The organism is Rhizobium croatiense, assembly GCF_019793465.1.
GTDB classification, from domain to species: domain Bacteria; phylum Pseudomonadota; class Alphaproteobacteria; order Rhizobiales; family Rhizobiaceae; genus Rhizobium; species Rhizobium croatiense.
In genome coordinates, this window is record NZ_JAILYJ010000001.1 from 553,261 (window position 1) to 579,690 (window position 26,430).

Genomic DNA, 26,430 nt, shown 5'->3' on the forward strand with positions numbered 1-26,430 from the left:
TCAGCCGCCGAAACTGAAGGACGAACGGCCCCCGAAGCCCTGCCGGGCGACGGTACGGGTATTGACATTGATCGGCTTGACACTCTGGCGCGAAGGCGCAGTCACACTGTCCGCGCCGCCTGAGCGAACCGTCGTTGTCAGTGTCTGCCCCGAGCGATTGCGATAAATCGGCGTCGAACCGTAGTAGGAACCACTCGCCTCCTGGCGCCGGCGATAATCGGAATAGTCGCTGATGTTGTTCAGTGCCGAAGACAGCATGTAGCCTGCCAGGAACGGCGTAAAGAAGCTGCCGCTGCCGCCGGTATTGTTGGGGACGGCGCTTGCCTGCTGTTCCGTGCACTGGCCCTTGCCATATTCGGCTTCGCAGGCGGCCATGCCGTCGAAACGCGGCGCGGCGGCGAGGTGGGCCCGCATCGCATCCTGATAGCCGGCTTGGCAGACCTGCCGGTCCATGCCGGATGCCACGCATTGGTCGACGGAGGTGAACATAACCTCCGAAGGCGTCTGATCGCCGCAACCGGATAGCGCCAGGGTCGAGGCAGCGATAGTGCCAAGGGCCAGGAAAGGTCGTCTATGCCCGCTCTTACGTCTGCGCATCGTTCCCTCCCCTCAATAGGTCATGCAGGCGGCGTTGAGAATACCGATGACCAGCGCGATGCCGCCGCCCCAGATGCCTGCGGCGATATTGTCGGCAGTGATCTTCTCATGCAGGTCCGTCATGGTGAAATTCGCAATATAGAAAGCGAGGATCTGCGCCAGAATGCCGACCACCGCCCATATGATATAGTCGACGATGCTGACCGAATTGGCCGCGGCCGAAGCCAGAGGCAGACTGAAACCGACAAGCGCTCCCAAGAATGCCGTGACCGCGGCAAGATTGCCTGCGCGAATGAGCTGGACTTCCTTTTGCGGTGTCAGGAATGTGTAGACCACCGCGAAAACAGCGTATGCGGCTAGACCGACGGCGAAATAGCCAAGGAAGGCAGGCAGGCCCGCCACGTAATCGAGCATTGATAAATTCCTCCGTTAAAATTGATAGGGTCCATCAGACGCGGCGAACATCGGCTGGAGCCAGACCGTAACCGATCAGAAATTCCACTGAACTGCCCGCCTGGCTCTGGCCGAGGTCGAGGTCGCGCTCGACGTTGATCAGAAGCATTTCGCGCGTCGAGCCAAGTGGGCGGTAATACAACATGCAGGTCTGATGAATGGAGCGCTGCGCTTCGCCGTCGTCGACCTTTTCGGTAAATTCCACCAGTTGGGCGCGTTCCGGGCCGTCGCCCCAGAATCGGTTATAGAGGATCCCGTCGGCATCATAGGATGGCTGGCCGATCAGACCGGCCGGACCGGTCCAGCGGCTCCATTCGCTCTGACCGGCCGGCACGACGCTGTCCCACGGCTGATAAAAGCTGATATCGTCGATCGCGTCACCCGGCTTGCCCGAGGCCGACATCACCTGAATCATCCGGTTCTCTTCATCGTAGTAGCGCGACAGAACCGTGGCGGCATCGAGCGAAACCTCACCGTAGCCGGCAATGATGAACGGCCCGCTCCGTGGCAGCGGCATGGCCGGCTCGCCGCCCAAAGCATCGGCTTCAAGGGAGAGGAAATCGATCTCGAACGCCCCGCCGATGGCCACGTTCAAGGGACCGAGCTCTTTTGGCAGGGGTTTTTCGTCCTTGTTTCCGCCGAACCAGCCGATCATGTTTCGTCTCCCATTCTAGCCCAGGCGATGGCACCGGGATCTAGCCGCATTCCGCTGATGTAGTAAAGAGTCTCGCCGCCGCGCATCGGCGTCTCGTCTCGGCAATTAAGATCGGTCACGCCCTCGCTCAGCATGCCCACCAGTGTCACATTGTACCGACGCTTGAGCCTTAAAAATACGTCGCCATAGAGTAGTGGCGTTTGCAAAGGCGGTACCGGCAGGGAAAAGGCCGTGTCTGTAGAGGCGGCCGACAGCAGCCGTGCGGCGATTTCCGAGGAGCCCGGGTCACGCGCCGAACGCGATAGAAGTTCCTCGGCGAGCGAGCCGACCGCCTCGACGCGCGGCCGCAGCTGTTTGACCATCTGTGCCGTGCGGTCATCGGCGAAATAGGCCACGATATGGGCATTGGGTGCGTGATCCTCGGCAATCAGGACTGCGGCCAGCGTTTCATCGTCATTGGCGCCGCGCGCGATGATCGCGCGCGCCTCAGCCACACCGGCCCGCATCAGAGCGTCGGCATCGGCAAGCCGATCGCTTCTGATATAGTCAGCGTAGTCGGCGGCGGGATTTTCCGGCAGATCCTTGGCGACCAGAACGCTCATCGGCTCGTTGGCATGGCGTTCGGAATGCAGCAGCCGCAGCGTCTGGTATGTCTGCCCCTCTTGCCAGCCCAGAACGATGATGTGGCCGGCGCGTTCGCTGTAATCACCCAATCCGCGCATGCGATTCCTCCAGATCGTACCGATAGCTGTCAACAACTTGCCAAGAACTGCCGTAAAGATGGCAATGCCACCGGGAAGAACGACCAGGACGGCGATGATCCGGCCGGGCGCCGACTTTGGAGAAAGATCGCCATAGCCGACAGTCGTTGCAGTGACCATATAGTAATAAAGGAAGTCGACCGGGTTGCCGACGAGATCGTCCTCGCCTGCCAGCATAAAGAGCAGGTAAGACACGACCAGATGGAGAACGAGGATAAGAAAAACGGCTGACCATGCCAATTCGCCGAGCGAAAGATATATACGCCGCAGAAATGAAGCGATAAATGGCAAGCGATTCACCCCCGTTGCTAACGTGCACCCTACCGAAATTTATTTCGCGCGCCAGACCTTTAAGTTGTAAACCGACTACCCAGATATTTTTGACGCTCTAACCGATGGAGGACTTTTTGGAGACCTGGAACCTCACCACTTTAACGCGCCTGTTCGCCGCTGATCCGGAGGCGCTCGGCGATGTTGATGTCGCCGTACCCGAACACGGGGACGTCTTGTGCGTAACGCTGAAGGAAAGCGGCGATCTTGACGTTTTCGTCACGGTGAGCGGCGAGCGCGACATCCTCGTCAGCGTTGTTCTGGTGCCATGCAAGGAGGTGCCCAACCGAGAGGCCTTCGAACGCATGGTTCTGAAGACGCACAAGTTCGTGCCACTCTCCAGTTTCGGCATCACCACGATCGACGGTGAGGAATGGTACGAATTGTTTGGCTCGCTTTCAGCACGCTCGCCGGCCGAGACCGTTGTCGAGGAAGTCGCCATTCTGGCTGCCAACGCCGTCGATGCAGCGCATATGATTGAAGAATGGAAAAGCGGGGAGATTGAAGCGTGAGCACCTGGGGAAAGATTTTTACCGCCATTCGCGGCGGCATCAACGAGGCAGCAGAAGCAGCCGCCGACAGCCAATCCATGCGCATTCTCGACCAGGAAATTCGCGACGCCGAACAGTCGCTGCGCCGGGCGCGATCCGATCTGGCCGGCATCATGGCATCGAACAAGAGCGTCATGCGCCGGCTTGAAGAAAACCGCGCAAAGGAAACCAAGGATACCGACAGCGCCCGCGCTGCGATCTCCGCGGGCCGTACGGATCTCGCGCAGGGTCTGGCGCAGCGCATTGCCAATAGTCGCGCCGAAGTGCAGCGAGACCAGGAAGAGCTCGATCGGCTGCTGCCCCGCCAGCAGCAGATGCTGCGCACGATCCAGGAAACCGAGTCGCGCATCGCGCAGATGAAGCGCGAGGTGGAGAACGTCAAAGCCAACGAGTCGCTGCTGCGCGCCCAATCAGCGATCGCTCATAACCAGTCGGGCATCAACACCCGTCTTGGCAGCGCCGTGGAAAGTCTCGAACGCATCAAGAAACGTCAGGAAATCACCGCCGGCCGCATCGAAGCCGGGGCTGAACTGGCCGCGCTGGAAAACGGCAGCGATCTCGACCGCCAGCTGCGCGAGGCCGGCATCGGCAGTTCGAGCCAGTCGGCCGACGACGTCCTTGCACAGCTGATGGCGCCGACACGCTCGGCCGAGCCAGTCTTGCTTCCCGCCCCTGCCGGCAACAAGGACCGATAATTCCCGGAGCGGCCGCCCTGTCGGGATATTTATTCCTGAAGACGGAGCGGCCGCACGTGGAACTTCGATGGATCTCGCAAAGGCGAAGATCTCTTTGCGGCGGGGCGCCGATCTCGCGGCTATGGGCGGCCGATGGCTGTTGCCTGCGACCAGACAACCATCCATTCGCCGTCGCGGAGTTCATAAGTATCTGTGTGCCAATACTCCCCGGGCGGCACGGCGTGCCCGTTGAAGATGACTTCGAGGCGCGCACGATAACATATCACGGCGGCGGAGCCATTGAGGCGGACCGCAATGTCACCCGGCTCCCAAGCCCGATACCTGATGTGTCCGGCTGCGATAGCGCCTAGATAATCCTCGCGTGAGAGGGCTACACCGATTGGCGTGATCAATTGAAAATCATCGGCGTGAAGAGGCCTGGCCGCGGACATATCGGCCGCGACCAGTGCACGCAGCCGGGTGCGCTCGATTTCACGGATCCGGTCTGCTGCAGTTTGATTGCTTGTCATTCTCATCTCCTGGATGCATTTGCTCTTCGCCGAGCAGGTCAATTTTGACGACCGGCGGTCACCAGGCCGTTGTCTATCAGGCTCTGACCGCAGGCGCGGATTGTTTCCTCCTCAGGGCGCAGCTGCCTTTGCAACATCGCTTCTGCCTTGGCGGTGTTGATGCGCAGGTCCCGTTCAAGCTCCTTGCGCTTGCAGTCAAATCACGCTAATTGGCGCTCGTAATGTTATTACATGACAGCTCAAGCACGAGCCGTGCCGGCCAATCGAAAGGTTTCAGTGAATGAACAAGGCGATCACAACACTCAGCTACGCCCTGGCTGTATCCGCAACATTGACGTTTGCGGGAACGGCAGGCGCCCAGACATCTTCGGGAAACAATCACAGCCATAGCCATTCCCACGATAAGAAGGGGTCGGTGCATGAAGGGTATTTCGATGACGATCAGGTAAAGGCGCGTGAACTGTCGGACTGGGAAGGCGACTGGCAGTCTGTCTACCCCTATCTTGTCGACGGGACCTTGGATCCGGTGATGGCCGACAAGGCGAAACATGGCGACAAGAGCGCCGGGGACTATCGTGCCTACTATGACACGGGATACAAGACCGACGTCGACCGGATCGTCATCAACGGAAAGAAGGTTACGTTTTTCCGCGGCAAGGACCCCGTGACCGGAGACTACGAGACGGATGGGCACGAAATCCTCACCTACAAGAAGGGTAATCGAGGCGTTCGTTTCGTCTTCAAAAAAAGCGCCGGTGACGACGCCGCACCTCGGTTCATTCAGTTCAGCGACCACATCGTCGCCCCCGAGAAGGCCGACCATTACCATCTTTACTGGGGTAATGACCGCGCCGCGCTGCTGAATGAGGTCACCAACTGGCCGACCTACTACCCCGCGAACCTGAATGGCAAGCAGATCGTCGAGGAGATGCTGGCCCACTGACCCGCCGGGGCAACCGCACGTAGCCAAATCGGGCGCCGAGCGCCCTCTCAAGCACGGAGCATCCGGCGGTCTCCCGCCGGGTCTCCTCCCCGAAGCTGCGGCGCGTCGAGGAACCTTTGGCAATCACCAAAGTTGGGGTTTTGAAGGCTCCGGCACCAGTGACGTCGGCGAAGAGAGCCTCCACCGTATGAACAGCTTGAGCCGCTTCGCGCCACCGCAATCGACGACAACCCGGGCATTCAACATGCACGTCGAAACGACAATGTTCGAGCCGAGCGACTGGGTCCCGAACAACCAGCGCCTTCCTGTATTGCTTTACAAGGGGCTTGTTGACGACGACGGACCTTGTGATTTCGAAGAGCGCTTCGCGGCAAGCGGTTGGACAGGCCTCTGGACAAACGGTGTCTTCGATTATCAGCACTACCATGCCGGCGCACATGAGGCGCTCGGAGTGTCACGGGGTAGTGCCACCCTCTTGATCGGGGGTCCCAGCGGTCAAGCAATGAAGGTCATGGCGGGCGACTGTTTGGTGCTTCCGGCCGGGACAGGGCACCAAAATCTCGGCTGCACGTCGGACTTCCAGGTCGTCGGCGCTTATCCCAAGGGACAGCATGCCGACATTCAGACTTCGGCTGCATCCAGCGACATGCTGGCAAAAATCGCGTCCGTACCCCTCCCCCACAGCGATCCCGTTCAAGGTCCGTCGGGATTTCTCACCAAGAGATGGCGGTAGCTGTTCGCCGCCCAATCACGCGGCCACCATGACGACTCTCATGCATGTCGCCCGGAAGTGTGCAGCGGTTCCGGGACAACGACATGCATAAAAACAAAGAGCTAAAGCGCGTCGCAAAATTTGATTCATGCGACGCGCTTTAGCCGACACCGAGAAACTGCCTGAGCTCGGCAGTCTGCGGATTGGCGAAGACAGCCTCCGGCCGGCCTGCTTCGTGGACCTTGCCCTGATGCATGAAGACGACGCGGCTGCAGACGTCGCGAGCGAACTTCATCTCATGGGTGACCATCAGGAGCGTCATTCCCTCGGCGGCAAGCTCGCGCACGACGGCCAGAACTTCGGCGACCAGTTCCGGATCGAGCGCCGAGGTAATCTCGTCGCAGAGAAGCGCGGTCGGCTGCATGGCGAGCGCGCGGGCAATGGCAACACGTTGCTGCTGACCACCCGAGAGCTCATCCGGATAGGCATCGAACTTCTGACCCAGCCCCACCCGCTCCAGCATCTTGCGGGCGGTCGCTTCTGCCTCGGCCTTCGGGGTCTTCTTGACCACGGTCTGCGACAGCATGACATTGCCGCCGGCAGTCAGATGCGGAAAGAGGTTGAACTGCTGAAAAATCATGCCGACCTTGAGGCGCAGCGCCTTCAGATGGACTTCGTCGTCGAGAAGCTGCGCGCCGGCCACGGAGATGGAGCCGTCGGTAATGGTCTCCAGGCCATTGATGCAGCGAAGCAGCGTCGATTTGCCCGAACCGCTCTTGCCGATGATGGCAATGACCTCGCCAGGCTCCACATTGAGGTTGATGCCCTTCAGCACCTCGTTGGTCCCGTAGCTTTTGCGGACGTCAGTGATTTCGATGAGCGACATTGAGCTTCCTCTCCAGGATCTGGCTGCTTTTCGACAAGGGCCAGCAAAGGGCGAAGTAGATGAGGGCGACGAGCCCATAGACGGTGAAGGGCTGGAAGGTGGCGTTGGTGACCACGGTGCCGGCTTTCGACAATTCGACGAAGCCGATGATCGAGGTCAGCGCCGTCCCCTTGACGATCTGAACGGAGAAACCGACGGTCGGCGGTATGGCGATCCTCAGCGCCTGCGGAAGGATGACGTAGCGCATCTGCTGCAGACGGCCCATGCCAAGGCTGGCCGCGGCTTCCCATTGCCCCCTCGCAACTGCTTCGACGCAGCCTCGCCAGATTTCGGTGAGGAAGGCGGCACTCCACAAGATCAGCGCCAATCCCGCCGCAAGCCAGGCCGGCACGTCTATCCCGAAGAGACCGAGACCGAAAAAGGCGATGAACAGCTGCATCAGCAGCGGCGTACCCTGGAAGAGCTCTATGTAGTATTTCGCAAAAGCCCTGGCGGCCTTGCGCCTGCTGATGCGAAGGAATAGCAGACACAGGCCAACCAGACCCCCCCCAACGAAGGAGACCAGCGAAAGAAGGATCGTCCAGCGGGTGGCAAGCAGCAGGTTGCGCAGGATATCCCAGAGTGTGAACGTGATCATCGTGCTGTTCTCCTCGGGAAAATGAACCCGCCGATCAGACCCAGCACCTGCCGGAGCAGGATCGCCAGCACGAGATAGATGGCGGTCGAGACGATATAGGCCTCGAAGGCGCGGAAGGTTCGCGATTGTATGAAATTCGCCGCGAACGTTAGATCCTCGGCGGCGATCTGCGACACGACCGCTGAGCCGAGCATGACGATGACCACTTGCGACGACAGCGCCGGCCAGATGCGCTGCAGCGAAGGCACGAGAACAACATGCCGGAAGGTTTCGAAGCGCGTCATCGCCAGGCTCTCGCCCGCCTCGAACTGGCCCTTGGGCGTTGCCTGGATACCGGCACGAATAATCTCGCAGCTATAGGCGCCGAGGTTGACAATCATTGCAAGGTTGGCCGCCGTCAGTTCGGAAAGATGCAGACCGAGCGACGGCAGACCGAAAAAGATGAAAAAGAGCTGGATCAGGAAGGGCGTGTTGCGGATCAGCTCGACATAGGCCGCAACGACCGGTTTCAGCCAGGCCGGGCCGAGTGCCCGCACCCAGGCGCAGAAAATGCCGAGCGAAATGCCGAGCACCCCGCCGACCGCGATAAGCTCCAAGGTGACGAATATGCCCTTGATGATGTCAGGGTAATATTGAAGCAGCCAGCCGAATTCGAAATGGTAGCTCAAGGAATGTCCCCTCTTGCGGTGACGGAGCGCATGTCATCCCGCGGGGCGCGCGGGAGACATGCGCAAGATCCAGGTTTGCTTACAGATCGGACGGCAGATCGGCGCCGAGCCACTTCTGCGATATCGCGTTCAGCGTGCCGTCGGTCTTGGCGGCGGCGATAACGCCGTTCACCTTCTCCAGCAGGGCGGACTGTTCCTTGCTGAGGCCGATGTAGCAGGGCGAGTTCTTGATGAGGAACTTCAGCTCAGGGCGCTTGGGAGGATTCTTGGCGAGGATCGCAGCCGCCACGACGTTGCCGGTGGCAATGATGTCGACCTGGCCGGAGAGGAACGCCGAGATGGTGCCGTTATTGTCCTCGTAACGCTTGATCGTCGCATCGGTTGGCGCGATCTTCGTCAGCTCGAGATCTTCGACGGCGCCGCGCGTGACACCGATGCTCTTGCCCGCGAGATCTTCCGCCTTGGCGACCGCAAGATCGGCCGGTCCGAACACGCCGTTGAAGAAGGGCGCGTAGGCGACCGAGAAATCGATCACCTTTTCGCGCTCCGGATTCTTGCCGAGGCTTGATATGACGAGATCGACCTTGTTCGTCTGCAGATAGGGGACGCGGTTGGCACTCGTGACCGGCACCAGCTCGGCTTTGACGCCCAGCTTTTCGGCGATGAGATTGGCCACGTCGATATCATAGCCCATCGGCGCCATATCGGTGCCGACGCTGCCGAAGGGCGGGAAATCCTGTGGGACAGCGACGCGCAGCGTCCCGCGCGCCGTAATATCGGCGAGGGCATCGGCGTGCGACGGCGCGTTGAAGCCGAAAGTCGCGGCCAGGGACGCGATTGCGAAGAAGACTCGTCTTGTCAGCATGTGTTCATTGCTCCTTTGAGGTTGTGGTTTTCAAGTCTGACTGTCGGGAGACGGCGGAGGCGGCCTTGGGCGGCAGCGACAGGGAATTGCGCAGGTCCGAAAGCGGATCCGGGCGCGCCGTGAGGTCGAGGCCCATTTCCACTTCATCAAGATGTTCGACGGAGAGCGCCGCAGCTCTGCCGAAATCGCCTGCCTGCATGGCCTCGAAAATGCGGCAGTGCCCCTCGTGGGACTGCGCCGCATGAAATTCGGATTGATAGAGCATCGAAATGAGGATGGTCCTCGCGGTCAGGTCGCGCAGGATATCGACGATGATGGCGTTGCCGCTCAGTTCCGCGACGCGGATATGGAAATCGCCCATCAGATAGGTCAGGCGCTGGCGGTCGCCCGCCGCCATCGCATTCCTCTCCTCGTTCAGATGGGCGTCGAGAGCCTTGCGGCCCTCCTCCGTCAGCACGCGCATGCTGCGCAGCAAACCGGCCTCGACGATACGCCTTGCCTCATAAACCGCGATCGCATCTTCGGCGGACGGCTCGACGACAAACCAGCCCCGCCGGGGGCTGACATGCACGATGCCGCGGGTCTCCAGGCGCATCATGGCTTCACGGACGCGGGTTCGGGACACGCCAAAGAGTGCCGCCAACTGGTTTTCGCCAAGCCGCGTACCGGGCCTGATCTTGGCGGACAGGATGCCGGAGACGATCGTCGCCTCGATGGACTTCTGGTTAGTCTCGGATGTGTGGCTATCTTGCATACAAGACAGAAAGCAAAGCGCATGCCAAAATCCTGCGGTCAGGATTTTCGGCATGTCTCGGATGCTTTGCGGAAAATATGCCTGCCGGGAATGCAGACTGAATGTAATTTAAGCGAGCGCGGCCCCCTCGCCGACCTGCCGCACGCTTCGCCCCGTCTTAGTTGAAGCTCGAGTTTTTGAGAAATTCGGCCAACCGTTCGGTCTTCGGCCGCACGAACATTTCCTTCGGATCGCCCTCCTCGCAGATGACGCCCTGGTTCATGAAGATGACGCGGGACGAAACCTCGTAGGCGAAACGCATCTCGTGGGTGACGAGCAGCATGGTCATGCCGTCGGCGGCAAGCCCCTTGATCACCTGCAGCACTTCGCCCACCAGTTCCGGGTCGAGCGCCGAGGTCACCTCGTCGAACAGCATCAGCCGCGGCGACATGGCGATGGCGCGGGCAATTGCGACGCGCTGCTGCTGGCCGCCGGAGAGCTGACCGGGATAATGGTTAGTGCGGGCGGCGAGGCCGACGCGGTCGAGCCATTTTTCCGCGATGACGCGGGCCTCCGGCTTCGTCATCTTCTTCACCTTGACGAGGCCGAGCATGACGTTTTCGGCGGCACTCATATGCGGGAAGAGATTGAACTGCTGAAAGGCCATGCCGGTCAGCGCGCGCTGGCGGGCAATCTCCTTTTCGCTCTTGCGCCGCCGGCTCGCGCCGTCGACGCGATAGCCGATCTCTTCGCCGTCGAGGCTGATCGTGCCGCCCTGGAATTCCTCGAGCATGTTGACGCAGCGCAGCAGGGTGGTCTTGCCGGAGCCGGACGAGCCGATGATCGAAATGACCTCGCCTTCCTCTACGGCGCAATCGACGCCCTTGAGAACCTCATGGATGCCGTAAGTCTTGCGCAGACCCTTGATGTCGAGAATGATCTTGGCCATCGGGACGTCTCCTCAGGACGGCAGGGCGGTCTTGCGCTCGACATATTTGCCGAAGTGCTCGATGCCGTAGTTGACGATGAAATAGAGTCCACCGGCCAGAAAATAGAACTGGAGGCTCATGAAATTCCGGGAAATGATCTCTTGCGTGCGCAGGAGAAGCTCGGCGACGCCGATGACCGAGAGCAGCGTCGAGGCCTTCACCATCTCCGCCGCCGTATTCACCCAGGCCGGCAGGCACTGGCGCATGGCCTGCGGCCACAGCACCGAGGTGAAGGTCTGGGTAAAGGTCAGGCCGATCGCCTTGGCGGCTTCCGTCTGCCCCTTCGGGATCGCCTGAAGCGCTCCGCGCACGATTTCGCCGACATGGGAAGAACAGAAGATCGCAAGGGCGAGCACGCCGGCGGAAAACGGCCCCAGATCGAGACCGACCGCGGCGGAGACGTAATAGCTTGCCAGCACGAGCACCAGCACCGGCGTGCCGCGGATGATATCCGTATAGGCGCGTACGAGGAGGCGTAAAACCACGCCGCCGTAAACGAGCGCCAGACCGACGAAGACGCCGAGGACGGAGCCTGCGAGAATGGCCAGCAGAGAGATCGACACCGTCATGGCGATGCCGTTCATGATGACGTAGCGGGCGATCCAGAGTTGTTCGAGAAAAGTGTGGGACATCGGGACTATCTCGGCAGGGCCAGACGGCGCTCGACAAAGCGCATCAAGGCAGCGATGAGGAAACAGGTCGCGACATAGAGAGCTGATGTGACCATCCAGGTTTCTATGACGCGGAAGCTCTCGACATTGATCTTGCGGGCGGCGAACGTCAGCTCGGGCACGGCGATGGCGGCGGCGAGCGACGTGTCCTTGAAGAGCGAGATGATCGTCGAGGAGAGCGACGGCAGCACGTTGCGCAGCATCAGCGGTGCAATGATGGAACTGCGGATCTGCATCCCGGTCAGGCCGATGGCGAGACCCGCTTCGGTCAATCCTCTCGGAATCGACAGCAGGCCGGCCCGGAACACTTCGGCCAGATAGGCGCCGGAATAGAGGGATAAGACCAGAACGAAGCTTTTCATCTTGTCGAGGCGCAAGCCCACCTGTGGCAGTGCGAAAAAGGCGAAAAGCACAAGGACGAGAATCGGCAGGTTGCGAATGACAGTGACATAGACGCGCGCCGGCACGCGTGCGAAGCGGCTCCTGGATGTCAGCGCGAAGGCCACCACAAGACCGATTGCGGCCCCGATCAGGATCGAGATCACCGCAAGCCCGAGGCTGAGGGCAAGCCCGCTTAAGAGAAAGTCGAAGTTGCGCCAGACGGCAGCGAAATTCAGCGTGTAACCCATGCGGGTCCTTTCAGACCAGAGCTGATGCCGAACGCGCGAGCGGTCCGGACGACGTCATGCTCCAACTCGATTCAGAACCGGATTCCGATCTTAGGCCGAACCGGGCCTAAGATCATCCTGTTCCAGCGGAGCGGGCTTGAGGTCCCGCCTCGCATGACCGTCACTTGAATTCGACGGGAAAGCCGATCTGCGGCGGCGTCAGGTCTTTGCCGAACCAGGTCTTGAAGGACTTGGCGTAGAAGTCGAATTCGACGCCGGTCATGGCTTCGTGAAGCGCGGTGTTGACGAAGTTCAGCCAGTCCTGATCACCGCGTTTGACGGCGCAGGCATAGGTCTGCGGGTTCCAGCCGTAGCCGGCGTCCTTGTAGCGGCCCGGGTTCTGCGTCATGTACCAGGCGAGCGACGACTGGTCCGTGGCGACGGCATCTGCGCGCGCCGACTCCAGTGCCTGATAGATCAGGTCGACGGATTCGTACTGGTCGACGGTCGCCTCCGGCAATGCCGCATGCACCATCGCCTCGGCATAGACGTTCTGCAGAACCGAGATGGTGACCGAGGAGCCTGCCGCCTTCAGAGCGGCATAGTCGCCATATTTTCCGTCCGCCTTGAGCATCAGGCCGACACCCTCGCGATAATAGGGAATGGTAAAGGCTACCTGCTGGGCGCGTTCGCCCGTAACGGTCATGAACTGGCAGGTGATGTCGACCTTGTCGGTGGTGATGTTCGGGATGCGGGCGTCCGAGGACTGGTTGACATATTCAATCTTCTCCGGATCGCCGAACAGGGCCTTGGCGATGATATGGCCCATGTCGACATCGAAACCCTGAAGCTTGTCGTCCGCGCTCTTGAAGTGCCAGGGCGCATTGGTGCTGCCCGTGCCGAGAACGAGATGGCCGCGGGCCAGCACTTCATCGAGCTTGCTGCCCTCGGCGAGCACAGGCGTGGACAACAAAGCGGCGGCGACCAGCGATATCACACTGGTGCGAAAGGAAATGGTCATGGCGTTCCCCTTATGGATGGTTCCCATTGTTCCAGTATAATGGACGCATGTCTGTTTTACTGGAATAATGTATCAAGTGCCATCAAAGATGAATTGTCAATGGGTCATGCCGAAAAAACGCGCAGCAGTGCGCGTGGTGATTTTTTTGGCAGTGCAGCATTTTCGACCGCTTCCGAACGGACCACTGGCTGCGTTCTGACCGCTCGGGATTGCCAAGATAGTCGAAGCAAAATTCGCGGCGATTATTCTCGACGTCCATGTTCGAGACGGTGCCGTGCGAAAGCCTGCGGCCGTCACGATTGAAACATCTCATCTCTGCGGGAATATCGTCGCCGGGAAGCCAGAAGTCAGAAATGTCTCTGGTTCGCTCAGGCGGCGCTTACGCCGGCGGCGAAGATCGCAATTGAGCGGCGAAGATGGGCAAGCAGGGCTGCCCGATCGGGCCAAGCTTGAGCACGGCCCTCCGGAGGCCCCATGCCCCCGAAGATCATGTCCATCAGCATCCGGGCTCCGCCCACCGGATCGTCCAGGGTGAGCCGGCCTTCGGCCCGGCGATCGCTCAGCCAGTCGGCCAGTTCCTGTCGGCTGGCAAGCATGCCTTCCCGTTGCAGGATATCGACAAGCTCAGGGAATTGCGCGGCTTCACGGAAGACGAGCTGCAGGAAACCGGCGCGGTCCGCATCTTTATCCTCGTCCATGTCGAGCATGAAGATCCGTTCAAGGCTTTCTGCGATCGAACAATCTTCGGCAGGCCGCGGCAGATCAAGCATCAGGCGCCGATGCGCAGCGACGACGGCGGCGAACAGATCTTCCTTGCTCTCAAACAGGCGGTAGAGCGTCTGTTTGGAAACGCCCCCTTCGGAGGCGACGAGCGCGGTCGTGCTTCCTGCATATCCATATTTCACAAAAACCCGGCGGGCGACTTCGACGATCTGCAGCCGCTTGTCTTCGTCGGTGGAGACTTTCGGCCGGCCTCGTCTGCGCGGCTCGCCTGCGGGCTCATCCATAATTTTCATGATTGTCTAAACCGCCCTGCCGAAGTGCATGCCGATGACCTGAGACAACCCAGTACGATTTCTGAAGAATGATTTGTGAGGTTGTAGCATTAGCGATTTCGATTTATGGAACTCATCAGTTCTGCATTGCGTTGCTTCCTACCCCTTAGCGATGGAGCGCTTATGACGACCATTTTTGCTGCAACATCAATCTCTTCCTATGCTTATAAGGAGCTCGACGTCCGCATCCGAGGACATCCTTTCGTGTAATACGGTTTCAGAAAAAAAAACAACCACAACCAGCAGTTCGCCGAACACGCCTCCAGCAGCGCCGTCAAACTTTTGTCGCAGATGATGGAATTGTCGATGAACCGCTTCTCGGATCAACCCGGAGTATAAACCCGACCCCCTCCGCCATGAAAGTGGCGGGTGATGGCTCGATACCCAATATAGGAAGATCGACCCAATTTTGGTCACTTGACAGGCTCGCAAATAGCTCGCCGAGGCCCTGAGAACCAAAAGTATTAACTATATCGCAGCGTTCTTGCGAAATAATGATCCACGTACATCAGGCATCTCGAAGAAGAGATGCCGCAAAGTTATTTGGAGACGGTCTTGGCATTTACTATTGCCCGCAGTTTGGTGGCCTTTGGCGTTGCTGTTTCGACCGGCCTTCTCGTATCGATCGGGTTGCAGCAATCGGCGCTCGAACGGCTGAAGGTCAACGGTCCGGTTTACGAGCAGGTGGTTTACGGCAAGGATCTGATCGCCGATATTCTGCCGCCACCGCTGTTCGTGGTCGAATCTTACATGCTCTCTTTCGAAGCCAGTAAATTTCCCGAACTGACCGAGACCAATCTTGCCAAAATCGCAAATCTCAAGGCCGCTTACGACGACCGGCGCGCCTATTGGAAATCGACGCGGCTGCCGCAGGCTTTGAAGGACGAGCTCGAGAACGATGTGCTCGCCAAGGGCGATGTCTTCTGGGAGGTGATGAACCGAGCGATCATCCCAGCCCTGAATGCGAAGGACGAAGACAAGGCGCATGGTGCGATCGGGCAATTGCGCATCGCCTTCCATGCACATCAGGATGCGGTCGAGAAGCTCGTCGCAAATTCCGACGCTTTCCTGAAGGGCGAAGAGAGCAATGCAGCCTCGGAGATTGTCACGTGGACGATCTATGCCTGCGCCGCAGGCTTCGGCTCCTTGGCCCTGCTGCTGGCTGGGCTTTATCTTCTGCGCCGCCGGGCCATCGTGCCGCTGGATGGCATGAAGGCCTATATGGGCAACCTCGCCGAAGGCGATTTTTCGACCGAAGTCCCCTACGCCAACCGCTCCGACGAGATCGGCGCCATGTCCAAGGCAGTGGCGGTCTTCCGCCGTAACGCACTGGAGCGGCAGGACGCACAGAAGCGCGAAACGGCGCTTCGCGATGCCGAATTCGAACGTGAACGCAGCCAGATGGCCGAAAAGGCGGCCGAGGAACAGACACGCGAGACGGTCATCGATCAGCTGACTTACGGCCTGGACCAGCTCTCGCACGGCAATCTCGATTGCCGGATCACCACAGCCTTCGCCCCCGCCTACGAGATGTTGCGGGCCAAGTTCAACGACAGCATGAATGCGCTTGGCGCCTCGATGTCGCAGATTGCCCATACTTCCAGACAGGTGGGCAGTTCTTCCGCCGGCATCACGAATGCCGCCGACAGCCTTGCATTACGCACCGAACAGCAGGCCGCAATGCTCGAAGAGGCAACCGCCGCGCTCGGCGAAATGAACGCCAAGGCCAAGGACGCTTCCAATCATGCCGGCAAGGCGACCGGCATGATGGCCGAGACCCGCAGCAGCGCCGAACATTCGGCCGCCGTCGTGCGCGAAGCGATCGCCGCCATGCAAAAGATCGAAGGCTCATCCGCCCAGATCGGCGCGATCGTCAACGTCATCGACGAGATCGCCTTCCAGACCAACCTCCTGGCGCTCAATGCCGGCGTCGAGGCCGCCCGCGCCGGCGAAGCCGGCAAAGGTTTCGCCGTCGTGGCGCAGGAAGTGCGTGAGCTCGCCCTCCGTTCGGCCAACGCCGCCAAAGAGATCAGATTTCTGATTTCCACATCATCGTCTGAGGTTTCCACCGGCGTGGAGCTCGTCAACCGCACCGGCAAGGCGCTTATGGAAATCGAAGGCCAGGTCGAGCAGGTTGCCGGCCTGATCGCTCGCATCGTTTCGGTATCTTCCGAGCAGGCCTTGGCGATCGGGGAAATCAACGCCTCCGTCCATGCGCTCGATGAGGTCACGCAGCGCAACGCTGCCATGGCTGCGGAAACCGTCTCGGCCTGCCGCGCGCTCGGCGGCCAGACGCAGACGCTGGAAGGCGTTGTCAGCCGCTTCCAGATCGATGCGGCAGCTGCCGGGTCGAGATCGCCGAAAGCGGCTTAACGTGGCCGGCCGGCGAAACGCATCTCGCCGCGCCTGCCCGTCATCTCAGCTCGTCACGGTCGCCATCACCGCAACGCAGTCGCCTGGTTTGACAAGCCCCGGAAAATGCCGGGCACAGAGAATACCGTCCATGACTGCGCGGATCTCGCGCGGCGCCTCGCCCGTCCGCCCGGTCGAATAGATGCGAGCGATGACCGCACCCTCGGTGACGACGTCACCGAGGTCGATGACGGCTTCGATCAATCCCCCCTCCTCCGCGAAGGAGAAACAACGGCCATCCGGCATGTCCAGCCAGGTCGTCGGACCGGTATCGACGGCGCCGGCGACGATCCCCGCATGTCGCAGCACGTTTATCACGCCGCGTTTGGCGATCGCCGCACTTTTGGCGGTCGCGGTGCCGCCGCCGCCGACTTCGGTCGTGATGAAGATCCTGCCCATTTCCTCGGCCGCCGTGTCGTACATGCCGACCGCATCGATCTCCAGCATCTTCATCGAATAAGGGGCGGCAAACGCCGTGACGAAGTCGAAGGCCTTTTGCTCCTGTTGCTTGTTGGGCAGAATGTGCGCGGCGCAGAAGGGCAGAAAATCGAGCGTCTTGCCGCCGGAATGGAAGTCGAGAACAATATCCGCCATCGGCAGAAGCGTGCGCTGGAAATAATCGGCTATCTTCTCGGTCACCGTCCCGTCCGGCCGGCCGGGGAAACTGCGGTTCATGTTGCCCTTGTCGATCGGCGAGGTTCTGGTTCCCGCAAGGAATGCCGGATAGTTCATGGCCGGAACGATGATGACAGCGCCGCTCACCTCCTCAGGCTTCAGCGAGCGGGCGAGATCAAAGAGCGCGATCGGTCCCTCATACTCGTCACCGTGATTGCCGCCAGTCAGAAGCGCCGTCGGCCCCTTGCCGTTCCTGACGAATGTTATCGGGATCATCACCGATCCCCAGGCGGAATCGTCGCGGCTGTAGGGCAGCCTGAGGAAACCGTGCTGGACGCCCTCGGCGGCGAAATCCACCGTCGCGCTGATCGGCGACGGCCGCAAGCGGGTCTCATTCATGACAGCCTCAATCCTTGACCATCAGCTTGCGCGGCACGTTGGCGAGGCACTCGACACCGCTTTCGGTGATGAGAATGCTCTCTGTCGTCTCGAACCCCATGTCGTCGAGCCAGAGGCCTGTCATGAAATGGAAGGTCATGCCGGGCTTCAGCTCCGTCCGGTCGCCCGGGCGCAGGCTCATGGTGCGCTCGCCCCAGTCCGGCGGATAGGAAAGGCCGATCGGGTAACCCGTGCGGTTGTCCTTGATGATGCCGTATTTCTTCAAGACCGCGAAGAAGGCGTTGGCGATATCCTCGCAGGTGTTGCCGGGCTTGGCGACCGCAAGACCGGCTGCCATGCCTTCCAGCGTCGCTTTTTCGGCATCGAGAAACGCCTGCGTCGGCTTGCCGAGGAAGACGGTGCGCGACAGCGGCAGGTGATAGCGATTGTAGCAGCCGGCGATTTCGAAAAAGGTACCCTCGCCCTTCTTCAACGGCCGGTCGTCCCAGGTCAGATGCGGTGCCGATGCTTCGACGCCGGACGGCAGCAGCGGCACGATCGCCGGGTAGTCGCCGCCGATGCCGTCGACGCCACGGGTGCCGACGTCATAGATTTCCGCCACCAGGTCGCACTTGCGCATGCCGACTTCGATCTTGTCGAAGATGCGGGCATGCATGGCTTCGACGATGCGGGCGGCATTGCGCATGTACTGGATTTCGGTCGCGCTCTTGACCGCGCGCTGCCAGTTGACCAGCGCCGTCGCATCGACGAAACGCGCATTCGGCAGGTGCTTCTGCAGCGCGGCAAAGGCGGCGGCGGAGAACCAGTAATTGTCCATCTCGACGCCGATCGTCAGCTTGCCGAAGCCGCGCTCCGTCAGGATACCGGAGAGATAGTCCATCGGGTGGCGCTCGGTCGACTGCACGTAATGATCGGGATAGCCGACGATATTGTCGTGGCCGAGGTAGGCGGTGAGCTTGGCGCCGTTGGCGTCCTGGCCGCGGCCGAACCAGATCGGCTCGCCCTGCGGCGGCACGATCACCGCCTGATGCACGTAGAAGGACCAGCCGTCATAGCCGGTCAGCCAGGCCATGTTCGAGGGGTCGCTGACAATAAGCAGGTCAACACCCTTCGCCTCCATGGCACGCCGGGTCTTTTCCAGCCGCGCGGCATATTCGCCGAGCGAGAACTTCAGATGGGGCTGGGTCATATCTCTTCCCTTCTTGTCCGGCGCCGCGCCGGTCAGCTTTCGAATGTGGTGCCGGCATTCGCCGCGCCGGCGCGGGCAAAGGCGAGTGTGGCGATGGCGGTGTCCTGAATGCCGGTTCCCGTGAGGTCGGCGATGGTGATCTGGTCGCTGCTCGTCCTGCCCGGCATCCGCCCGGCGACGATCAGGCCGAGTTCGGCGAAATCGGCATCCCCTTCGATGAGGCCCGCTTCGATCGCATGGCGTAACTCGCCCAGCCGGCGCGTCTGCTTCAGGCTGTCGGCGACATAGAGGCCGGCGCCGGCGATCGCCGCCGGATCGATCTCGTTCTTGTGCTCGGCATCCGATCCCATGGCCGTCAGATGCTGCCCGGGTTCGAGCCAACCGGCCTCGATGATCGGTTTTTCCGCCGGCGTGGTGGTCACGACGATATCGGCGCCGGACATTGCTTGCCGCGGGTCGGATATCGCGTTGACGGGAAAGCCGAGCCTTGCCGCCAGTTCCGCAGCCACGCCCTTAGCCTTGGCCGCATCCCGCGCCCATATCCTGGCGTCACGGATCGGCCGCACCAGCGTCATCGCTTCCAGCTGCAGCCGCGCCTGCATGCCGGCGCCGAAGATTGCCGCCACGCTGGAATTTTGCCGCGACAGATGTTTTGCCGCGACGGCGCCGGCCGCGGCGGTGCGCACGTCGGTGAGATAGCCGTTGTCGAGGAGCAGTGCCTGCACCAGGCCGGTCCGGCTCGACAGCAGCACCATCATGCCGTTGGTGCTCGGCAGGCCGATTTTTGGATTGTCGAAGAAACCGGGGCTGATCTTGATCGCGAAACCCTCGATGCCGGGCACGTAGGCAGTCTTCACATCAACCTCGCCCCGATACTCGGGAATGTCGAGCCGCAGGATCGGCGGCATGGCGACCGCCTTCGTCGCAAGCGCCGCGAAGGCCTGCTCGACGCACGCGACCGCGTCGGGATCGAGCCCCACAACCTTGCGCAATTCCGCTTCCGTCAGAATAATCATTCGGCTCATGGGTGATCCTCCCCGAACGCCGCACCCTCGCCGTTGATCACGCGAAGGTGCTGTTCCATGTCGACATTCCGCCCCGAAAGGATCGCAACGACTGGGCCGCCAGAGCGGATCTTTCCGGCCAGCAGCGCTGCAATTCCGACCGCTCCAGCCCCCTCGACGACCTCGCTCTCGCAGGCATAGGCATGGCGCATGCCGGCTGCGATTTCGGCCTCGGTCAGCAGGATGACGTCATCGAGAAGTGCGCGGCACATGGCGAAAGTCACGCGATTGTCGAGGCCAATGCCGCCGCCAAGCGAGTCGGCAAGGCTCGGCTTTTCCTCGACCTGCACCGGCCGTCCGGCATCGAGGCTCGCCTTCATCGCCGCCCCCTGTTCCATCGTCAGGCCGATCACTCTCACCTTCGGACTGACGCCCTTGACCGCGGCGGCGACACCCGCCGCAAGGCCGCCGCCTGACAGCGGCACGAGAACGATCGCCGCCTCCGGCAATGCATCGATGATTTCGAGCCCGAGCGTCCCCTGCCCGGCGACGATGTCAGGATTGTCGAAGGGCGGGACCATGACCAGCCCCTCCTCTCGCACCAGCCGGTTCACCTCCTGCTGCGCCTCGTCCTGCGATCGCCCGACGATGCGCACATCGGCGCCGAGACGGCGGATTTCCGCAACCTTGTTCTCCGGTACCAGCCGCGACATGCAGATCGTCGCGACCGCGCCTTGCGCCTTCGCGGCATGGGCAAGCGCCCGGCCGTGATTTCCGGTCGATGCGGCGACGACGCCGCGCGCCCGTTGCGCCGATGACAATGACAGCACCGCATTGGTCGCCCCGCGCAGCTTGAAGCTGCCCGTCGTCTGATGATGTTCGAGCTTCAGCCAGACCGGAACGCCGGCAATCTCACTGAGCGATGCCGACCGCACCATGGGTGTCTGGACAATCCGGCCGTCGATCCGCCGCGCCGCCGCACGAATGTCCTCCAACGAAACCGGCAGGGCGCTCGCCATGATCTTAGCCATCCCCATAGGGCCGGTTCATCAGCTGACCGAGCTCGGGCCGTGCCCGTTCATCGCCGCAGAGCCTCAGGCAGGCCCAGGCGGTTGCGAGATTGCTGGTCACCACCGGTTTGCCGGTCTCCGCTTCGATGCGGGCGGCGACTTGTGCGGCGCGCAGAGCAGTGCAGGAGATGAACAGCGCATCGGATTGCGGCGCCAGCGCTTCGCGCGCGAAGACGGCGATCTCATCGGGCGCAATCCGGGCCATCTCGCGATCGTCGCTCAGGCCGAGGCAGGTGAAGCGGTCGATCGCAAAACCGAGAGCTGCGAAATAATCCGCCATCGGCCGGCTGGTCTCGATCGTATAAGGCGTCAGCACCGAAATCCGGCGGGCGCCGAGCGCCTTCAGACCCTTCACCGCCGCCGCCGTCGGAGTCACCACCGAAGCACCCGGCTTTGACGCGTGGATCGCCGCCTCGATATTGCGGTCGCCGATGACGACCGAGGCGGATGTGCAGGAATACATGATCGCGTCCAGCGGCTCATCCGGCAGGATCAGCCCGGCGCCTTCCGTCAGCGACGGCTGCATCTTCAAAAGGTTCTCAGGCGTCACCGGATTGGCGTAGGGGATGCGGCTGACATAGACGCCGATGCGGTCGCTGGCGACCATGCGCTGGAAGTCGACTTCGGTCGTGTGGTCGGTCGCCAGGATGACGAGGCCGATGCGTTTTTCGAGTGGCCGGTTATCCAGTCGCGGCCGCCGGCCGGCGGGTATGATTTCGATCCTTGTCATGTCAGTCGTCCATCCTGGCGTAGCGCTCCTCGAGCCAGCGCAATCCGAGAACCGAGATCAGGCTGATGACGAGGAAGAAGACGCCGACCAACGTCATCGGCTCGATGTAGCGATAATTGCTGTTGGCGATGCTCTTTGCCTGGTTCATCAGTTCGAGCACGGTGATCGCCGAAAGCAGCGGCGTCTCCTTGAACATGGCGATGAAGTAGTTGGCGAGCGCCGGGATCATCGGCGGGATCGCCTGCGGCAGGACCACGTGGATCCAGGCCTGGCGCGTCGTCAGATTGGTGGCCTTGGCCGCCTCCCATTGTCCGCGCGGCACATTCTCGATGCCGGCGCGATAGACCTCGGCGGTATAGGTCGCATAGTGAATGCCCATGCCGATGACGCCGGCGGTGAGCGGCGACAGCCGGATGCCGATATCCGGCAGCACGTAGAAGATGAAATAGAGCTGCACCAGCAGCGGCGTGCCGCGGATGAATTCCGAGACCAAACCGACCGTGCGTGAGACGGCCGCGTCGGGGGATCGCCGCACAATGGCAAGCGCCAGCCCGACGACCATGGCGACCGCAGCGCCGATGACGGTGGCAAGTATGGTGATCTTGAACCCTTCGAGAAGGGTCGGCATGATCTGCCAGACGAAATCCCAATCCCATTCCATCTGGTCAGGTCCTTATGCCATCGACGGCACGCGCCATCCGCCGCTCCAGCCAGCGCATTGCCGCCGAAATCGCCAGGGCCATGAGAAAATAGAGGATGAGGATCGTTGCGAAGGGCACCAGCGTGTTGCCGGTCTGCGCCCGCACCACCTGCGCCTGGAAGGTCATGTCCGTCAGCGAGATCAGCGACACCACGGCCGTGCCCTTCAATAGCTCGATCGCATTGTTGCAGAAGGTCGGCAGCATCAGCGGCAGCGCCTGCGGCAGGATGACGTGGCGCATGCGCTGATAGCGCGACAGGTTGAGCGCGACACAGGCTTCCGACTGTTCGCGCCCGACGGCCTTGACGGCGCCGCGCACCACTTCCGCGCCATAGGCGCCGACATTCAGGCCGAGCGCGAGCACGCCGGCCTGCAGCGGCGTCAGCGTCACCCCTGCGAAGGGCAGCACGAAATAGACCCAAAAGAGCTGGACGAAGATCGAGGTGCCGCGAAAGAATTCGATATAGGCGGTTGCCAGAGCCCGGACGGCAAAGAAGCGCGACAGGCGGCCGAGACCGGCCAGGAAGGCCATGACAAGCGCCAGCGCCGAGCCCATGACCGTCAGCTGGAGCGTCACCAGGGCGCCCTGAAGGATCAGTGTCAGATAGCCGGACCATACCGACATCGGCAACTCGCTTCTCTGGAGATCGTTTGAGGAGCACATCGGCCATGCGCCCTGCCCATGGCCGGCGTTCTCACGTCAGTTTACTTGGCCGGGGCGCAGAGCTTTTCGCGGCTCGTCGACATCGCCGCCTTGGCCGAGAAGCCGTAGGGTTCAATGATCTTGGCGAATTCGCCGGATTCCTTCAGCTTCTTCAGCTCGACATCGAAGGCATCGCGCAGCGCAACGTCCTGCTTGCGGAAGGCGGCGCCATCGCAATAGACCGGTGCATTGACGACGGGGGCGACGGTTTCGAGGTTCGGATCCTTCGCCTTCGCCATCAGATCGTGGATCGACAGAACCGGCAGCGAATAGACGTCGATGCGGCCGTCCTGCAGCATCTTGATGCCGCTCTGCCCATCCGGAACGACGATGACGCGGTCGCGCGGCACACCGGCTTCCAGCGCCAGCTTCTCCTCGGTGCCGCCGCCCGGCGCGCCGATCTTGGCATCCGGATTGTCGGCAATATCCTTGTAGCTCGTCAACTTCAGCGGGTTGCCTTTCTTGAGGGCAAAGGCCTCGGCATCGCAAAGGATCGGTTCGGAATAGGCAACGGCATTGCAACGCTCCGGCTTCATGAAGAGGCCGGCGGTGATCGCGTCGTGGCGGCCGGCCTGCAGGCCGGGGATCATCGCGCCATATTCCGAGATCGAGGCGACGACTTCCTTGACGCCAAGCTTTTCGAAGATGGCGCGTGCCACGTCGGGCGCGGCGCCCGACACCTTGCCGTCGGCGCCGACGGCGGTGAACGGCGGCTCGTTGGCGATGGCGATGCGGGCAAAACCCTGTTCCTTCAGCTGTTCGAGCTTGTCATCGGCGGAGGCCGGGGCGACCGCCGTAACCAGAAGCGCCGACAGGCTGGCGGCGCTCAAAAAATATCCTGCTTTCATCGTTCCCAACTCCTCTGGCTTTCTCTTTGCGTTTTGTTCTTGCGGGCAATGTCTGAGGTCAGACGCGGTGCCCTGCCGCAATGATCTTGCGCAGGAAGGTCTGCGTCCTCTCCTGCGTCGGATTGCGAAAGATGTCGGCCGGCTTGCCTTCCTCGACGATCTTGCCGCGATCGAAAAACAGCACGCGGTCGGCGAAATCATGGGCAAAACCCATCTCATGGGTGACGAGAAGCATCGTCATGTCGGTCTCGGAGGCGAGCTTTCGCATAACGTTCAGCACCTCCTCGACCAGTTCCGGGTCGAGCGCCGAAGTCACCTCGTCGAACAGCATGATCTTCGGCGACAGCGCCAGCGCGCGGGCAATGGCGACGCGCTGCTTCTGCCCGCCGGAAAGCTGCGCCGGCACGCTTTTCGCCTTGTCGGCAAGGCCGACCATATCGAGAAGCTCCATCGCCCGCTTCTCGGCTTGCGGCCGCTTGATGCCCTTGGTCAGCATCGGCGCCAGCGTCACGTTGTCGAGGACGCATTTATGCGGGAACAGGTTGAAGTGCTGGAAGACCATGCCGATCTTTTCCCGCATGCGATGCAGGTGCCGCTCATCGGCCGCCACCAGCCCGCTGCCGCCAGGCATGTGGTAGAGCTGCTCGCCGTCGACCTCGATATGGCCGCCGCTGATCGTCTCCAGCGTCATCAGGATGCGCAGGATCGTCGTCTTGCCGGAGCCGGACGGCCCGATCAGCGCCAGTTTCTCGCCCGGCATGACATTCATCGACAGGCCGTCGAGCACGGTCAGCGGACCGTATCTCTTGACGATGTTGTCGATGCGGATGATGGGCGCAGGCATTCATGTCTCTCCTTGTTGAGACAAGCAATGACCTAACGATGACGGCCCACGAAAATCATGTCAATTCGTAAAATAATATCATGACAATTATTCTGCGCCTGCCGGCAAATGCGGCAGCAGCGTCAAATCGCAAGCAGCAGTTCCTCCGGATTTCCCTGCGCCAGCGAGGCAACGATCCCGAGTCCTGTCCGCAGCTCGCCTTCCGTCGTCGAGCCGAGCGAGATGCGCACCGCCGGCGTCCAGCCGTGATCGGTGGTGTGGAAGGATTTGCCCGGCGCAATCGCCACGCCGCGCAGCCTTGCCTGCGACACGAAACCATCCTCTGTATGGCTGCCGGACAGCGGCAGCCATACATGCAGGCTTTGCGGGTGCGTTCGATAGGACAGGCCGGCCAGCATCTCCGCCGCGATCGCGTGGCGTCCGACAAGGGCGCGGCGCTGCCAGTTGACAAGTTCAATCGCCGTGCCGTCGCTGACCCAGCGGCTGGCGATCTCGGCCATGGCAGGCGTCGCCATCCAGCTGGAGACGAGATGCCGGTTGGCGACGGCGGCGACATAGCGGTCGGGCGCGACGAGGTAGCCGATCCTGAGGCCGGGAACGGTGATCTTCGTAAAGCTCGTGACGTAGAGCGTGCGCTCCGGCGCGAAGGCCGCCATCGGCGGCGCCCGGTCCTCGATCATCGGCCCGAGAATGTCGTTTTCGATGATCGCTATGTCATGCTTGGCGGCGACGGCGGCAAGCGCCTGCCGGCGCTCGGCGCTCATCAGCGCCGCCATCGGATTGATCACCGAGGGCTGCAGGAAAATTGCCCGGATCGGCCCGGTCCGGCAGGCCTCGTCCAGCGCTTCGGGGATCATGCCTTCCTCGTCGATCGCCAACCCTTCGAGGTGCAGGCCGAGATAGCCGCAGAGCGGCACCAGCGTATGGTGGCTGACCGCTTCGGTCGCAATCGTCGAGCCGGGCGGTGCGACGCTCATCAGCGCCACCGTCATGCCGGAGGTCGCGCCATTCGTCAGGCTGATGTTCAGCGGCGACACGTCGAGTCCGCAGCGCGCCAGCCATTCGGTGGCGACGACGCGGTGACGCGGAAACACCATATTCGGCCGGAACGACAGGGCAGAGCTGGAAGGCAGGTTTTCGGAAAGCCAGCCGAACGCCTGGCGCATTTTTTCCAGATGAATCTGCTCGCAGACCGGCTTCAGGATCGACAGATCGATCACCTCGCCCAGCCGTTCCGGCAGATAGGGCGGCTCCGGCTCAGGCGGCCGCGTCTGCACGAAACTGCCGCGGCCGATCTCGCCTGCGATCAGCCCCCGACGGCTCAGCTCGTCATAGGCGCGGCTCACCGTCTGCACGGAAAGATGCAGATCATCCGCCAGCTTGCGATGCGGCGGCAATTGCACCCCGTCGGAGAGCTTGCCGTCGGTGATCGCGTTGGCGATCTGCTCGGCGAGTGAAAGATAGGCCGGCCGGCGGAGTTGAGAGGGATCGGGGCGCCACTTTGTCATGATTTCAACACTGCTGAAAATCAGTTCAATTGACAATGCCAAAATGCGCTTTCATTGTCTTTTCGCTGC

At 61.5% G+C, this 26,430-nt stretch carries 30 protein-coding genes and 1 pseudogene; 6 read left to right on the forward strand and 25 right to left on the reverse strand.

Annotated elements, in window-relative coordinates:
- Genes K6M89_RS02515 through K6M89_RS02530 form a run of 4 tightly spaced genes read right to left on the reverse strand, consistent with a single transcriptional unit; the run spans window position 1 to window position 2,757 of the window.
- Window positions 1–597 carry a DUF1190 domain-containing protein gene (locus tag K6M89_RS02515; protein WP_222138326.1) on the reverse strand — a complete coding sequence of 199 codons (597 nt, stop codon included), beginning with the start codon at window positions 595–597 and terminating at the stop codon, window positions 1–3.
- Window positions 598–609: 12 nt separating this feature from the next.
- Window positions 610–1,011 (reverse strand): DUF350 domain-containing protein, encoded by a 402-nt coding sequence (locus tag K6M89_RS02520; RefSeq protein WP_222138327.1) that lies wholly within the window; start codon window positions 1,009–1,011, stop codon window positions 610–612.
- A 34-nt stretch (window positions 1,012–1,045) separates the two neighbouring features.
- The gene (locus K6M89_RS02525) at window positions 1,046–1,705 is read right to left on the reverse strand and encodes a YjfK family protein (protein WP_222138328.1); all 660 of its coding nucleotides are present in this window, start codon (window positions 1,703–1,705) and stop codon (window positions 1,046–1,048) included.
- Window positions 1,702–2,757, reverse strand: coding sequence for an ion channel (locus K6M89_RS02530; RefSeq protein ID WP_222138329.1), 1,056 nt, complete (start codon window positions 2,755–2,757; stop codon window positions 1,702–1,704). The genes K6M89_RS02525 and K6M89_RS02530 overlap by 4 nt, the downstream gene beginning before the upstream one ends.
- Window positions 2,758–2,861: 104 nt before the next feature.
- Between K6M89_RS02530 and K6M89_RS02535 the strand changes: the two genes are divergently transcribed.
- Together K6M89_RS02535 and K6M89_RS02540 are read left to right on the forward strand one after the other, a co-directional pair.
- Window positions 2,862–3,308 (forward strand): YjfI family protein, encoded by a 447-nt coding sequence (locus tag K6M89_RS02535; protein ID WP_097581492.1) that lies wholly within the window; start codon window positions 2,862–2,864, stop codon window positions 3,306–3,308.
- The gene (locus tag K6M89_RS02540; protein ID WP_097581494.1) at window positions 3,305–4,042 is read left to right on the forward strand and encodes a PspA/IM30 family protein; all 738 of its coding nucleotides are present in this window, start codon (window positions 3,305–3,307) and stop codon (window positions 4,040–4,042) included. Before K6M89_RS02535 ends, K6M89_RS02540 begins: the two co-directional genes overlap by 4 nt.
- Window positions 4,043–4,161: 119 nt before the next feature.
- Here the strand turns inward: K6M89_RS02540 and K6M89_RS02545 are convergent, their stop codons facing one another.
- Complete coding sequence (locus K6M89_RS02545; RefSeq protein ID WP_246642285.1) at window positions 4,162–4,551, reverse strand: nuclear transport factor 2 family protein; 390 nt, start codon at window positions 4,549–4,551, stop codon at window positions 4,162–4,164.
- A 280-nt stretch (window positions 4,552–4,831) separates the two neighbouring features.
- Here K6M89_RS02545 and K6M89_RS02550 point away from each other — a divergent pair, with 280 nt between their 5' ends.
- Window positions 4,832–5,494: a ZinT family metal-binding protein gene (locus tag K6M89_RS02550; RefSeq protein ID WP_097581495.1), complete on the forward strand. Its 663-nt coding sequence runs from the start codon at window positions 4,832–4,834 to the stop codon at window positions 5,492–5,494.
- A 244-nt stretch (window positions 5,495–5,738) separates the two neighbouring features.
- Window positions 5,739–6,227, forward strand: coding sequence for a cupin (locus K6M89_RS02555; protein WP_097581548.1), 489 nt, complete (start codon window positions 5,739–5,741; stop codon window positions 6,225–6,227).
- 139 nt (window positions 6,228–6,366) lie between these two features.
- Here the strand turns inward: K6M89_RS02555 and K6M89_RS02560 are convergent, their stop codons facing one another.
- The 10 genes from K6M89_RS02560 to K6M89_RS02605 all read right to left on the reverse strand — a co-directional run bounded on the left by K6M89_RS02560 (window position 6,367) and on the right by K6M89_RS02605 (window position 14,300).
- Entirely contained in the window at window positions 6,367–7,092 is a 726-nt protein-coding gene (locus K6M89_RS02560) for an amino acid ABC transporter ATP-binding protein (protein WP_097581496.1), read from the reverse strand.
- Window positions 7,070–7,729, reverse strand: a complete 660-nt coding sequence (locus tag K6M89_RS02565; protein ID WP_097581497.1) for an amino acid ABC transporter permease — start codon at window positions 7,727–7,729, stop codon at window positions 7,070–7,072. The genes K6M89_RS02560 and K6M89_RS02565 overlap by 23 nt, the downstream gene beginning before the upstream one ends.
- Window positions 7,726–8,397 carry an amino acid ABC transporter permease gene (locus K6M89_RS02570; protein WP_097581498.1) on the reverse strand — a complete coding sequence of 224 codons (672 nt, stop codon included), beginning with the start codon at window positions 8,395–8,397 and terminating at the stop codon, window positions 7,726–7,728. Before K6M89_RS02570 ends, K6M89_RS02565 begins: the two co-directional genes overlap by 4 nt.
- Window positions 8,398–8,476: 79 nt before the next feature.
- Window positions 8,477–9,262, reverse strand: a complete 786-nt coding sequence (locus tag K6M89_RS02575) for a transporter substrate-binding domain-containing protein (RefSeq protein ID WP_222138331.1) — start codon at window positions 9,260–9,262, stop codon at window positions 8,477–8,479.
- A gap of 4 nt (window positions 9,263–9,266) precedes the next feature.
- The gene (locus K6M89_RS02580; RefSeq protein ID WP_222138332.1) at window positions 9,267–10,016 is read right to left on the reverse strand and encodes a GntR family transcriptional regulator; all 750 of its coding nucleotides are present in this window, start codon (window positions 10,014–10,016) and stop codon (window positions 9,267–9,269) included.
- A gap of 157 nt (window positions 10,017–10,173) precedes the next feature.
- Window positions 10,174–10,944: an amino acid ABC transporter ATP-binding protein gene (locus K6M89_RS02585; protein WP_222138333.1), complete on the reverse strand. Its 771-nt coding sequence runs from the start codon at window positions 10,942–10,944 to the stop codon at window positions 10,174–10,176.
- A gap of 12 nt (window positions 10,945–10,956) precedes the next feature.
- The gene (locus K6M89_RS02590) at window positions 10,957–11,616 is read right to left on the reverse strand and encodes an amino acid ABC transporter permease (RefSeq protein WP_222138334.1); all 660 of its coding nucleotides are present in this window, start codon (window positions 11,614–11,616) and stop codon (window positions 10,957–10,959) included.
- Between the two features lie 5 nt (window positions 11,617–11,621).
- Complete coding sequence (locus K6M89_RS02595) at window positions 11,622–12,284, reverse strand: amino acid ABC transporter permease (RefSeq protein ID WP_222138335.1); 663 nt, start codon at window positions 12,282–12,284, stop codon at window positions 11,622–11,624.
- Between the two features lie 160 nt (window positions 12,285–12,444).
- Complete coding sequence (locus K6M89_RS02600) at window positions 12,445–13,284, reverse strand: transporter substrate-binding protein (protein WP_222138336.1); 840 nt, start codon at window positions 13,282–13,284, stop codon at window positions 12,445–12,447.
- Between the two features lie 368 nt (window positions 13,285–13,652).
- A complete protein-coding gene (locus K6M89_RS02605; protein ID WP_222138337.1) occupies window positions 13,653–14,300 on the reverse strand; it encodes a TetR/AcrR family transcriptional regulator in 648 nt (215 codons plus the stop codon).
- A 162-nt stretch (window positions 14,301–14,462) separates the two neighbouring features.
- Between K6M89_RS02605 and K6M89_RS30900 the strand changes: the two are divergent.
- Together K6M89_RS30900 and K6M89_RS02610 are read left to right on the forward strand one after the other, a co-directional pair.
- A pseudogene (locus K6M89_RS30900) lies at window positions 14,463–14,666 on the forward strand (EF-hand domain-containing protein); the annotation flags it as partial.
- A gap of 228 nt (window positions 14,667–14,894) precedes the next feature.
- Complete coding sequence (locus K6M89_RS02610; RefSeq protein ID WP_222138338.1) at window positions 14,895–16,712, forward strand: methyl-accepting chemotaxis protein; 1,818 nt, start codon at window positions 14,895–14,897, stop codon at window positions 16,710–16,712.
- A 45-nt stretch (window positions 16,713–16,757) separates the two neighbouring features.
- Here the strand turns inward: K6M89_RS02610 and doeB are convergent, their stop codons facing one another.
- The 10 genes from doeB to ehuR form a co-directional block, all read right to left on the reverse strand.
- Entirely contained in the window at window positions 16,758–17,765 is a 1,008-nt protein-coding gene (gene doeB / locus K6M89_RS02615; protein ID WP_222138339.1) for a N(2)-acetyl-L-2,4-diaminobutanoate deacetylase DoeB, read from the reverse strand.
- A gap of 7 nt (window positions 17,766–17,772) precedes the next feature.
- Complete coding sequence (doeA, locus tag K6M89_RS02620) at window positions 17,773–18,954, reverse strand: ectoine hydrolase DoeA (RefSeq protein ID WP_222138340.1); 1,182 nt, start codon at window positions 18,952–18,954, stop codon at window positions 17,773–17,775.
- Between the two features lie 32 nt (window positions 18,955–18,986).
- Window positions 18,987–19,979 (reverse strand): ectoine utilization protein EutC, encoded by a 993-nt coding sequence (gene eutC, locus K6M89_RS02625; RefSeq protein WP_097581509.1) that lies wholly within the window; start codon window positions 19,977–19,979, stop codon window positions 18,987–18,989.
- Window positions 19,976–20,977, reverse strand: a complete 1,002-nt coding sequence (gene eutB / locus K6M89_RS02630) for a hydroxyectoine utilization dehydratase EutB (protein ID WP_222138341.1) — start codon at window positions 20,975–20,977, stop codon at window positions 19,976–19,978. The genes eutC and eutB overlap by 4 nt, the downstream gene beginning before the upstream one ends.
- A 4-nt stretch (window positions 20,978–20,981) precedes the next feature.
- A complete protein-coding gene (eutA, locus tag K6M89_RS02635) occupies window positions 20,982–21,758 on the reverse strand; it encodes an ectoine utilization protein EutA (RefSeq protein ID WP_222138342.1) in 777 nt (258 codons plus the stop codon).
- 1 nt (window position 21,759) lies between these two features.
- On the reverse strand, window positions 21,760–22,419 hold the full coding sequence (gene ehuD, locus K6M89_RS02640; protein ID WP_222138343.1) for an ectoine/hydroxyectoine ABC transporter permease subunit EhuD: 660 nt from the start codon (window positions 22,417–22,419) through the stop codon (window positions 21,760–21,762).
- A gap of 4 nt (window positions 22,420–22,423) precedes the next feature.
- The gene (gene ehuC / locus K6M89_RS02645; protein ID WP_097581515.1) at window positions 22,424–23,083 is read right to left on the reverse strand and encodes an ectoine/hydroxyectoine ABC transporter permease subunit EhuC; all 660 of its coding nucleotides are present in this window, start codon (window positions 23,081–23,083) and stop codon (window positions 22,424–22,426) included.
- Window positions 23,084–23,163: 80 nt separating this feature from the next.
- Complete coding sequence (gene ehuB / locus K6M89_RS02650) at window positions 23,164–24,009, reverse strand: ectoine/hydroxyectoine ABC transporter substrate-binding protein EhuB (RefSeq protein WP_222138344.1); 846 nt, start codon at window positions 24,007–24,009, stop codon at window positions 23,164–23,166.
- A gap of 58 nt (window positions 24,010–24,067) precedes the next feature.
- On the reverse strand, window positions 24,068–24,853 hold the full coding sequence (gene ehuA / locus K6M89_RS02655; protein WP_222138345.1) for an ectoine/hydroxyectoine ABC transporter ATP-binding protein EhuA: 786 nt from the start codon (window positions 24,851–24,853) through the stop codon (window positions 24,068–24,070).
- Window positions 24,854–24,975: 122 nt separating this feature from the next.
- Complete coding sequence (gene ehuR / locus K6M89_RS02660) at window positions 24,976–26,361, reverse strand: MocR-like ectoine utilization transcription factor EhuR (protein ID WP_222138346.1); 1,386 nt, start codon at window positions 26,359–26,361, stop codon at window positions 24,976–24,978.
- Window positions 26,362–26,430 lie beyond the last annotated feature (69 nt).